At 67.6% G+C, this 10,910-nt stretch carries 11 protein-coding genes; 9 read left to right on the top strand and 2 right to left on the bottom strand.

The window, feature by feature from the left end; genetic code table 11:
• Nucleotides 1-30 precede the first annotated feature (30 nt).
• Nucleotides 31-354 carry an IS1 transposase gene (locus VE25_RS23125; RefSeq protein WP_046109892.1) on the bottom strand — a complete coding sequence of 108 codons (324 nt, stop codon included), beginning with the start codon at nt 352-354 and terminating at the stop codon, nt 31-33.
• Nucleotides 355-386: 32 nt separating this feature from the next.
• A complete protein-coding gene (locus VE25_RS23120) occupies nt 387-737 on the bottom strand; it encodes an IS1/IS1595 family N-terminal zinc-binding domain-containing protein (RefSeq protein ID WP_052732059.1) in 351 nt (116 codons plus the stop codon).
• A 193-nt stretch (nt 738-930) separates the two neighbouring features.
• Between VE25_RS23120 and VE25_RS17220 the strand changes: the two genes are divergently transcribed.
• The 9 genes from VE25_RS17220 (at nt 931) to VE25_RS17180 (ending at nt 10,765) form a co-directional block, all read left to right on the top strand.
• Nucleotides 931-4,668 (top strand): baseplate multidomain protein megatron, encoded by a 3,738-nt coding sequence (locus VE25_RS17220; protein WP_046109891.1) that lies wholly within the window; start codon nt 931-933, stop codon nt 4,666-4,668.
• Nucleotides 4,661-5,425 carry a glycoside hydrolase family 108 protein gene (locus VE25_RS17215; protein ID WP_083989022.1) on the top strand — a complete coding sequence of 255 codons (765 nt, stop codon included), beginning with the start codon at nt 4,661-4,663 and terminating at the stop codon, nt 5,423-5,425. The genes VE25_RS17220 and VE25_RS17215 overlap by 8 nt, the downstream gene beginning before the upstream one ends.
• Before the next feature lie 150 nt (nt 5,426-5,575).
• Nucleotides 5,576-5,767: a hypothetical protein gene (locus VE25_RS17210; RefSeq protein WP_046109890.1), complete on the top strand. Its 192-nt coding sequence runs from the start codon at nt 5,576-5,578 to the stop codon at nt 5,765-5,767.
• Between the two features lie 7 nt (nt 5,768-5,774).
• Nucleotides 5,775-6,323, top strand: a complete 549-nt coding sequence (locus VE25_RS22020) for a GNAT family N-acetyltransferase (RefSeq protein WP_052732057.1) — start codon at nt 5,775-5,777, stop codon at nt 6,321-6,323.
• A gap of 70 nt (nt 6,324-6,393) precedes the next feature.
• Nucleotides 6,394-6,699, top strand: a complete 306-nt coding sequence (locus tag VE25_RS17200) for a PepSY domain-containing protein (protein ID WP_152664661.1) — start codon at nt 6,394-6,396, stop codon at nt 6,697-6,699.
• Between the two features lie 30 nt (nt 6,700-6,729).
• A complete protein-coding gene (locus tag VE25_RS17195) occupies nt 6,730-7,392 on the top strand; it encodes a response regulator transcription factor (protein WP_046109888.1) in 663 nt (220 codons plus the stop codon).
• The gene (locus VE25_RS17190) at nt 7,389-8,789 is read left to right on the top strand and encodes a sensor histidine kinase (protein WP_052732056.1); all 1,401 of its coding nucleotides are present in this window, start codon (nt 7,389-7,391) and stop codon (nt 8,787-8,789) included. The genes VE25_RS17195 and VE25_RS17190 overlap by 4 nt, the downstream gene beginning before the upstream one ends.
• Nucleotides 8,790-8,863: 74 nt before the next feature.
• Nucleotides 8,864-9,346 carry a hypothetical protein gene (locus VE25_RS22015; protein WP_052732055.1) on the top strand — a complete coding sequence of 161 codons (483 nt, stop codon included), beginning with the start codon at nt 8,864-8,866 and terminating at the stop codon, nt 9,344-9,346.
• A 204-nt stretch (nt 9,347-9,550) separates the two neighbouring features.
• Nucleotides 9,551-10,765 (top strand): hypothetical protein, encoded by a 1,215-nt coding sequence (locus tag VE25_RS17180; protein WP_046109887.1) that lies wholly within the window; start codon nt 9,551-9,553, stop codon nt 10,763-10,765.
• Nucleotides 10,766-10,910 lie beyond the last annotated feature (145 nt).

Raw genomic sequence — 10,910 nt, 5'->3', positions numbered from 1 at the left:
CCCCAGCCCCTCCCCTCAAGGGGGGAGTGTTCATGTTGGACTCACGCGTGCAGTTCGGTTGAAGAAGATGTCGAGGGTGATCTGGAGCATGTCCTTTGTCTTGGAGGCGCGTTTTGTGCGGCGGTTGAAGCGGGCCAGCATGTCGCGGATGGAGGCGTTCGAGGACTCGATCAGATGCGTATGGGCCTTGGTCTGGGTGTGGGGTTCAGGCACGCCATGGCGTTCGAAGGCGAGGCGATAGCAGGAGTTGGCGTCGGTGAAGATGGCCTCGATCTGACCGACGGCCTGCCGGGCCAGGCTGTAGATGGCCATGGCGCTGGCAACGCCCTGATCGCCGATATGGTAGGCGACCACACGGCGGCGCCGGCGGCTATAGGCAGTCCAAACTACCGCCCGGCAGCGTTTTTTTGGACGTAGGTGTAGATCTCGTCCATCTCGATGATGTCCGGCCCGTCGGTCGGGCCCGGCTTTTGCGCGGCCAGTTGCTGCTGGAGGGCGGCATGTTCCTTGCGGATCCAGGTCAGCACCGCGGCCGGCGATGCCTTGACCACCCGAGCGATGGCGCGGATGCCCATGCTGTTCATGTACATCTCGATCGCCATGGCTTTGGTCTGGGCACTGAACTTGGGCTGGCTGTCGGTGCTGTACCGGCCGCAGGCGCGGCACCTGTAGCGCTGATGCCCGGCCTTGCGGCCGCGCTTGACCAGGTCCGTTCCGCCACATCCAGGGCAATCCATCTCATCGCCTCCTCGTGCAAATCACTTCGCACAGAAGAATCCCAAAAGCGATCCGTGTAAACACTTCCCCTCAAGGGGGAGGGGAGCGCCCCCTCATCCGTCTCGCGCTGGGCGCGATCCACCTTCTCCCACGAGGGGAGAAGGGCGGTGCCAGCCGCAATCTTTGAAATCGCAACTCACCTCGGGAGCCACCATGGCAACTCTGGCATTGTCGCTGGCCGGCCAGTTCGTGGGCGGGCTGGTCGGCGGACCGTTTGGCGCGACCGTCGGGCGGGCGCTGGGTGCGCTGGCGGGGAGCGCTCTGGACAGCGCGCTCTTCGGAAGCCAGCCGTCGCGGCCCTTCAGCGACGTGCGGCTGCAGGGCTCGTCCGAAGGCGTAGGGATGCCGCGCATCTACGGGTGGAACCGGTTGGCGGGCAACATCGTCTGGGCCACCGAGCTCGAGGAGATCTCGGGCGAAAGCCGCGGCGGCAAGGCGCTGGGCGGGCGGCCGGAGGAGGACGAGGTCGCGGCGAGCTTCGCTGTCGCCTTCTGCGAGGGGGAGGTCAGCCATCTCGGGCGCATCTGGGCCGACGGGCAGCTGCTCGACACCGAAGGGCTGACGCTGCGCTTCTATCACGGAAGCGAGAGCCAGGAGCCGGACGGGCTGATCGCCGCGTTGCAGCAGAGCGGCGCGCCGGCCTATCGCGGCACCTGCTACATCGTCTTCGAGCGGCTACCGCTCGCCCGGTTCGGCAACCGCATTCCCAACATCTCGGCCGAGCTCTGCCGCGTCGTCGGCGAGCTCGAGCCGCAGGTCACGGCGGTGACGGTGATCCCCGGCGCGACCGAGTTCGGCTACGACCCGAAGCCGCGGCTGCGCATCGTCTCGCCCGGCGAGACGGCGAACGAGAATGCGCATGTCTCGGCAACCTTGAGCGACTGGACCGTCTCGATCGACGAGCTGCAGGCGCTCTGCCCGAACCTCAAGCGCGTGGCGCTGGTGGTGGCCTGGTTCGGCAGCGACCTGCGTTGCGGTTACTGCCAGGTCGGGCCGCGCGTCGAGGCGGTCGACCGGCAGGTCGAGGGCACGTACTGGAGCGTGATGGGGCTCTGGCGCCCGCTGGTGCCGGTGATCTCGACCCACGGCGGCGGGCCGGCCTATGGGGGCACGCCATCCGACGCGGCGGTGAAGGCCGCGATCGCCGACCTCAAGGCGCGCGGGCTGGAGGTGATGCTCTATCCCATCATCCTGATGGATGTGCCGCACGGCAATGTCCTGCCGGACCCCTATATCGGTGCGGCAGGACAGCCGGCCTATCCCTGGCGCGGGCGGATCACCTGTCACCCGGCGCCGGGGCGGGCAGGCTCGCCGGACGGGACGGCGGCAATCAACGCGCAAGTCTCGGCCTTCCTCGCCAACGGCTACCGGCAGATGCATCTGCACTATGCAGCGCTTGCCGAGGAGGCGGGCGGGGTCGACGCGATGCTCGTCGGCTCCGAGATGCGGGGCATGACGACGCTGCGCGGGGCCGGCAACAGCTTCCCGTTCGTCGCCGGCCTGCAGGCGCTCGCCGCCGACATGAAGGCGGTGCTGCGGCCGGGAACGAAGCTAACCTACGCGGCGGACTGGTCGGAGTACTCCGGCTACCAGCCGGCGGGCGAGAAGTTCTTTCATCTCGATCCGCTCTGGGCCTCGCCGCACATCGATGCGGTCGGCATCGACAACTATATGCCGATCGCCGACTGGCGCGAGGGGCGTGGGCATGCGGACGCGGCGGGAGAGGGTTCGATCTACGACCTCGACTATCTCGCAGCCAATATCGCCGGCGGCGAGGGGTTCGACTGGTACTACGCCTCGGAAGCCGACCGGCTTTCGGGAACGCGCACCCCGATCGGCGACGGGGCGCATGGCGAGCCGTGGATCTGGCGGTTCAAGGACATCCGCTCCTGGTGGGCGAACGCGCATCACGACCGGCCGGATGGGGTGCGCTCGCCGACGCCGACGGCGTGGGTGCCGGGCTCAAAGCCGGTGTGGTTCACCGAGCTCGGCTGCGGCGCGGTCGACAAGGGGGCCAACCAGCCCAATATTTTCGGCGATCCCAAGAGCGCCGAGGGCGGGCGGCCGTATTTTTCCACCGGCGCGCCGGACGGGCTGATGCAGCGGCAGTTCCTGCGCGCGCATGCGCGGTACTGGTCCGATCCGGCCAACAATCCGCAGGGGATGGTCGACAGCGGCCGCATCTATCTCTGGACCTGGGACGCGCGGCCCTATCCCGCCTTCCCGGCGCTGACGGACGTGTGGGCGGATGGGGAGAACCACCATACCGGGCACTGGCTGAGCGGACGGCTGGGCGGGCTTGCGAGCGACGAGCTGGCCAAGGCCATCGCGGCGGACCATGGCGTGACGCTCGATGCCGAGCCGCAGGCGCCGCTGATCGCCGGCTACCAGACCGGCGGGCCGGGCTCGGCGCGCGAGGCGCTGGAGCCGCTGCTGGAGGCGACGGGCGCGCGCGTCGCGGTGCGGGCGCAAGACGTCCGCGTGCAGCGGGTTGCGGTCGCTGCGGGGATGGTCGTCGCCGGCGACGAGCTGGCGGCGGGCGATGGGCCCGACCTCGTGCGGCGCCGGCCGGACCCGGGCGAGGCCGTCGGAAGGCTTGTGCTCGATTTCGTCGACCGCGAGCGCGATTATCTCGCCGGCTCGGTGACGGCGCTCGCGGCAACAGGCGATGGGATCGACGGGGCGGCGAGCGCGCTTGCCCTCGATATCGGCGCGGCGCGGCGGGCGGCGCAGACGATGCTGGCGGCGCGCGGCGACCGGCTGGAACAGGTCGAGTTCGCCTTGCCGCCCTCGCGAGCGGCGCTGGAAATCGGCGACGCCATCGCGCTGCCGGAGGTCGCGGAGGGCCTGTTCGAGGTCACCGAGATCCGCGACGGGACCGTGCGCCGGATCGGCGCGCGGGCGCTGCCGTCGCCGGCAACTATCGTCACCAGCGCCAACCGGCCGAAGGGCGGGGCGGTGGGCGCGGCGCGGGCCCTGCCGGTGCTGCTGAGTGCGCACCTGCCGCCGCTGCCGGAAGCTCCGGACCGCCCGCGGCTGCTGCTCGCCGCCTACGCCAGGCCCTGGCCGGGCGTGGTCAGCGTCGAGGACGAGGCGACGGGCGAGATCCTTGCGCAGGTGACGCGTCGTGCGACCGTGGGCGAGACGGTTTCGCCGCTATCGCCGGGACCGGAGGGCGTGTGGGACCTCGGCGGCGTGCTCGAGGTGAAGCTGCGCGCGGGGCATCTCGCCGACGTGGGCGACACGGGCGCGCTTGCCGGTATGCACATGGTGGCGGTGCGGAACGATGCAGGGGACTGGGAGGTCGTCGCCTTCGGCGAAGCCGAACTGGTTGCCCCCGCGACCTACCGGCTGACGCGGCTGCTGCGCGGACAGGCGGGTACGGGGCCGGCTATCGGAGCGGCGAGCGCCGGCAACCCGGTGATCGTGCTCGATGGGCGAACGACGACGATCGCCGTGCCGCCGCAATGGCTGGAGAGCGAAACGAACCTGCGGGTCTATGGCGGGGCGGCAGACCTCATCGGACGCGCGCAGCCGTTGGTGCTTCAGCGCGACCTGCTGCTGCCGCTGCCGCCGGCGCACCTGAGGGCTCGGCGGCTGGCGAATGGCGATATCGCCTTGTCCTGGGTACGGCGCAGCCGTGCCGACGCGGACGGCTGGGTGGCGGTCGATGCGCCGCTCGAACATGTGCCGGAGACATACGTCGTCACGATCCGCAACGGCAGTGCGGCGGCGCGCGCGGTGTCCGTACCGTCGTCGGGCTGGACCTACACCGCCGCCATGCAGGCCGCCGATTTCGGCGGCCCGCCGGCAACCTTCCCTTTCACTGTCGCGCAGGTGAGCCCGGTATTCGGGCCCGGCCACGCTGCGCTAGGAGCTTTCCATGGCTAACGAGCGGTTCGAGGCGTGCCTCGCCGAGGTGCTGCGCCACGAGGGCGGCTATGCCGACCATCCGAGCGACCCCGGCGGGGCGACGAACATGGGCATCACCAGGAAGACCCTGGCGCGCTGGCGCGGCATCTCGCCATGGACGGCGCTGCCCAAGGGCGAGGTCAAGGCGCTGACGCGGGCGGAGGCGGCGCGCATCTACCGGGCCGAGTACTGGAACCGCTGCCGGGCGGATGAGATGCCGCCGGGCCTCGACCTGGCGCTCTTCGACTTTGCGGTCAATTCCGGTCCCGACCGGGCGGCGAAAACCCTGCAGCGCCTCGTAGGCGTCGCTGCCGACGGGCTGGTGGGGCCGGTGACGCTCGGCGCCGTCGCGGCGCACGCGGGCAGGGGCGATACGGCCGCCCTCGTCGAAGCGCTCTGCGATGCGCGGCTCGCCTTCCTCCAGCGTCTTTCGACCTTCCCCGTTTTCGGACGCGGCTGGACTGCCCGCGTGGCGGCCGTCCGCAAGGCGGCGCTGGCCGCGGTCGGTCTGACGCGCCCGACGCCTTCCCTTCCCAATCCCTGGAGCAAGTTGATGAACCTTCTTTCCGGCTACCGCACCTACATCGCCGCCGCCCTTATGCTGGCGACGGGCATCGCCCAAATCCTCGGCATCGACCTGCCCGCCTTCGACGGCCAGTCCGGCGGGCAACTGGTGCTGGAGGCGATCGCGATCATTTTCCTGAGGAAGGGGATGAAGGGGGCGGCGGGGGCGTGACTGATGGCTGGTAGCCACTAAAGTGCGAAAACTCAGAACTCTCCGGAGTGTTTGTAGGTGCCCACATCGGTAGAGAAATTGTCAATTTCCCTCTGCATGTGATACACGATGAATACTATATGTCCGCAACCAAAGCATAGGAGGCGCCCCATGGCGATAAAATCGCATGCGTTCGGCCGCGTGACGCTGACTAAGCAGGACGCCAAGAAGTTTCAGGCGCAGGTGACTTACGGCAAGCCCAAGGCGGCCGCCAAGGAATCTGCCAAGCGCGGTGTTGAAATGTCGCGTTCGATGGCTGCCAACGGCGGCCGACTGACGATCAAGCTGCAGCCGGCCGAGTGAGCGCTCATTGGTCGAAATAACGATTAGACAGATCGAGGCCGGTGACACCGTCACCGGCCTTTCGCTTGGGCACGAGGATTTCACTCCGCTGAAGTCGTACCTGCAAAAGGATGCCAAGAAGCATCACGAGCAGAGCCTTGCCCGCACCTACGGCGTATTTCTTGAAGACGAACCCAGGCGCGTCAAAGCGTACATTACGCTTGTGTGTGGAGAGATCGTCACCGATCCGGGCGAGAATGGCCCCGACGGACTGGTGGCGGAGGATGGCCTTCACTATCCATACCGGCAATATCCTGCCGTCAAAATAGCGCGGCTTGCCGTGGACAAGCGCCTGAAGGCGCAAAACCTAAAGATCGGCAGCAAGCTGGTTGAGCTGTCGATCGGCATATCCAAAGACATAATCTGCCCGGCCGTCGGCTGTCGCTTCGTGGTGGTTGACGCAAAGAAACGATCGATCGGTTTCTACGAGAGATGTGGCTTCACCGCTCTGGACACCAGGGAGAACATGCAACGAGCGGAATCCGTGATGTTCGTCGATCTTCACAAGATCGGCTAGTCTGGCACTGTCCGCCCAAGGGCTTGCCTCATTCATGTCCCATTCAGTAACCTGCCCCTATCTTGCGGGCATGAAACAGCAAACGCGCAAACCTTCGGTGCTTCCCGTTCTCGCCACGGTGCTGGCGCTCGTTTTCACGAGCTTCGGCACGCTGCCGGCGAGCGCTCAGGCGTGCCTGAGCAACCGGGAAATCCAGGAGGCGGTGTCGTCGGGGCAGATCAAGTCGCTCGACGAGGTGCTGGCGAGCGCGGGGGTCGATTCTTCGCAGTCCGTGCTCAACGTCCAGGTCTGTGACCAGGGCGGAAGGCTGGTGTATATAATCGGCGTGCTCAGCCCGTCCGGCGAGGCGCAGAACCTGGTTCTGGACGCCCGGTAGTCGGCGGCTGGCTGCAAGCGGGGGACACCGATGCGCATTCTGGTTGTTGAAGACGACACCAATCTCAACCGGCAATTGAAGGAAGCGCTGACCGAGGCGGGCTACGCCGTCGACGTCGCCTTCGACGGCGAGGAAGGGCACTTCCTCGGCGACACCGAGCCCTATGACGCGGTGGTGCTCGATATCGGCCTGCCGCAGATGGACGGGCTCTCGGTGCTCGAGGAATGGCGCCGGGCCGGCAAGACGACGCCGGTGCTGCTGCTGACCGCCCGCGACCGCTGGAGCGACAAGGTGCAGGGGATCGACGCGGGCGCCGACGACTACGTGGCCAAACCCTTCCACATGGAGGAGGTGCTGGCGCGCCTGCGGGCCCTTGTGCGCCGCGCCGCGGGCCACGCCTCCAACGAGATCGTCTGCGGGCCGGTGCGGCTCGACTCGCGCGCCGGCAAGGTGACGGTCAACGGCCAGTCGGTGAAGCTGACGAGCCACGAATTGCGGCTCCTCTCCTACCTGATGCACCACAAGGGCAAGGTGATCTCGCGTACCGAACTGACCGAGCATCTTTACGACCAGGACTTCGACCGCGACAGCAACACGATCGAAGTGTTCGTCGGACGCCTGCGCAAGAAATTGCCGGAGGACTGCATCCAGACCGTTCGCGGGCTCGGCTACCAGATGCTGGACACCGAGTGAACCTGCCCGGATTGCGCAAGGGATCGATCGCCGTCAGGCTCTTCTGGCTGTCGGCCGCCTGGCTCGTCGTCGCGCTGATCGCGACCGGCTTCCTCCTCACCGAACTCTATTCGCGCGCCCTCGACACCAGCCTCTCCGAGACGCTGGAATTCCACGTCGAAAGCCTGACCGGCACCATCCTCGAGACGGGAGACCCCCTGAGCGAGGACGTGCGCCTGCCCGACCCGCGCTTCGACCGCCCGCGCTCGGGCTGGTATTGGATGATCCGCGACGCCTCGGGCAACCTCGTCAATCTCTCCACCTCCGTCGTCGGCATCGACCTGCCGGGCATTTCCGAGCCGCCCAACGCCATGGGCGTGCGCACGGGCGTCTACGAGGACGTCTTCGGCACCGAAATCCGCGCCATCGAGCGCACCATCACGCTGGGGCCGCAGACCTACCGCATCACCGTCACCGGAAGCCTGTCGGAAATCCTGCGATTGGTCGACCAGTTCCGCGGCCAGGCCTTCATCGTGCTGGGCGCGGTCGGCGCGATGCTCGCCATCATGAGCGCGATCGTCGCGCGCTTCGCCCTGCGCCCGATCGACCGGCTGAGCGACGCCATCGAGCGGGTGCGCGAGGGCGACAGCGTCGGCATCGAAGGCGCGTACCCGCGCGAGATCGCGCCGCTCGCCGAGGAGGTCAACGAGCTCCTGCGCTCCAATGCGCAAATCATCGAGCGGGCACGCAACCAGGTCGGCAACCTCGCCCATGGCCTCAAGACTCCGATCGCCGTGCTGCGTAACGAGGCCGCGGCGCGCAACGGGCCGCTCTCGCAGATCGTGCTCGCCGAGAGCGAGAAGATGAGCACCATGGTTGCAACCTATCTCGAGCGCGCCCGTTTGGCGGCGAGAACGTCGGTCGTCGGCAAGAAGGCGGATGCAACAATGATCATGCTGCGGCTGACCCGGGTGATGCGCAAGATCCACCCCGACGTCACCATCGCCTTCCAGCGCCCCGACGCGTCCCTTCCCTGGTTCCGCGGCGACGAGGCCGATCTCGAGGAAATGGCCGGAAACCTGCTCGACAATGCCTGCAAATGGTCGAAGGGACAGGTCGGGGTGCGCCTCTCGGCCGAACGCGGACAGACCGGGCAGAGCGGCACGACGCTGCTGGTACGCATCGACGACAACGGTCCCGGCCTTTCCGAGGAGGACGCCAAGAAGGTGCTGCGCCGCGGCGTCAGGCTCGACGAAAAGACGCCGGGCAGCGGCCTCGGACTCGACATCGTCAAGGAGCTGGTCGACGTCTACGGCGGCAGCCTCGAACTGAAGCGCTCGAACCTGGGTGGTCTCTGCGTCGAGCTGCGCCTGCCGACCGCCCGCGTCGGCGGCATGACGAAGTCGCCACAGGGGTAGCCCCGATATTGAACACGGACGCACTTTCGCCGTAATGCAAAAACAAGAAGTCTCAAACCGTTAGAGAAACCCGAATGAACAACTTCGTTAGACTTGCACTGCCCGCCCTCGCTCTCACCCTCGCCGGCTGCACCGGCATGGGCCAGCAGGCGGTCAGCCAGAGCCAGCCGGTTGTCGTTGCCCCGCAGCCGACCATCGCGACGCCGTCCCTGCCGAGCCCGTCGCAGACCACGCAGGTCGCGCTGCAGACGACGAATGTTTCGAGCGGGTTCGTCGATCCGGCCGTTGTGCCGCTGCTGACGGCCAAGGACTCGGCCGAGGCCAACAGCGCCCAGTTCTATGCGCTGCAGTTCGGCCGCCCCGGCGCGCCGCGCAACTGGACGGGCGACGCCGGCACCACCGGATCGGTCGCCGTCGGCCCCTATGTGCGCGTCAACAACCTCGACTGCCGCGAGTTCACCCACACCGTGAAGGTGCGCGGCACCGACTACGTGCGCAAGGGCACCGCCTGCCGCGAGGTCGCGGGCAACTGGTCGGTGGTCTCGGGCGCCGCTTAGGCGTTTTTCTCCGAAAGTCGTTCTCCCACCAGGTCATTCCCGCGGAAGCGGGAATCTCCGTTTCTATCTGAAGCAGACAGAGGTCCCCGCTTTCGTGGGGAGGACCGGTGGACTTCGACTCGGTATATCCCACCCATCGGACATAGGGATTGTTTACCAAGCCCGGCTAGTGTGCGGGCTGGTTCGTTCTCAACCCCTAGACGCATGTCCATTCCAGCAAGCAGCTCCGTCGACGCCGAAGCGGTTCCAGAAGCCACTGGTCCTCGCGGCCGGCCGGGGCAGGCGCGGCCGTTCGCAGGGCTGATCGAGCCGGTCCTCGTCGAGGAGCCGGTGGATTTCACCTTCGACGGATCGGTCGCGCGTGGTCACGCCGCGGCCGCCTGGGTGTGGTTCGCGCGCGATATCGCCGGCAGCGACATCGATTTTTCGCGCGTCGAGGACGGTTCGCTGACGGCCGGAGACCTCGAGGCCGTGCTGCCGCAACTGCTGGCCAAGGCTGGCGACGCGGTGGCGCAGGCCGACCGCGACGACGACGCGCGCCGGCGGCTGCGCGTGCAGCTGGGCGGCGACGACGTGTTCGAGCGCCTGCCGACCGTGCTGGGAGCGCTGCGCAACCGTGCGCTGCTCGACAAGGCGCAGGTGTTCGGCCGCGCCATCAACGGCCTCGCCGAGGAAGCGGGGCTGGTGGCCGCGCTCCAGTCCATGCCCAAGCAGGACAAAATGGCCGCGGCCTTCCTGATGCACGCGGCGATGGGGCAGATCGCCAATCCGACGCGCCTCGCCTCGGCGGTCTTGAAGATTTCGGGCTCGGCGGCGGAAGCGGCGGTGACGCGCGCCGGCTTTGCCCCGGTGATCGATGCGATGCTGGCGCACGCGCAGAACCAGCTTCACCTTCTGCAACCTTCCGGTCCCTTCGCCGACATCGACCTCGTCTGCCGGGCGCTCGAGCGCTTCCACCGGCTGGCGCGGGCCATCACCAGCCATGTGGAGCTGGAGCGCAGCGGGCGCTGGGGCATGATCCTCGGCCGGCTGACGCGCCGGGTCTCCGAGCGCATGGAGCCGCGCCTCAGGAATATCCTGCCCGACCTCAACGGCGCCATGCGGCGCGGGCGCGAGGGCTCCGACCGGCTGGATCCCGACCAGCTGCTGGCCGCGCTCAACGGCATGTACCTGCTGGCGACGCTCCGCGACTGCAAGGATTCGCTCGCCCTCAACGCCATCTTCGAGCAGACCTGGCTACAGTCGGGCCAGGCGCTGGAAATGCACCTCAACCGCGGGCTCGACCTCTTACGCGCCAATCCGGCGGATGTCATCGTCGCCAAGCGGCTCGACGTCGGCATCAAGATGGCCGAGGTGCGCTTCAATCCCGAATATGCCGAAACCCTGCGCCGCGCGCGTGCGGCGGCGATGAAGCGATAGTTTCCCCAAATTTGGCGGCTCTATCGCCTCCCTCCCCCTTGAGGGGAGGGATCGAGGGTGGGGGTCGTTGTGTGCGTCACCGACGGACCCCCACCCCCCCGTCTCTTATACCCATCTGACGCTGCCGGCGCGCGATCTCATTGTA

It is taken from the genome of Devosia geojensis, from assembly GCF_000969415.1.
Classification (GTDB): domain Bacteria; phylum Pseudomonadota; class Alphaproteobacteria; order Rhizobiales; family Devosiaceae; genus Devosia; species Devosia geojensis.
The sequence above is the reverse complement of the archived record's forward strand: the minus strand, read 5'-3'. Positions and strand labels throughout refer to the sequence as shown.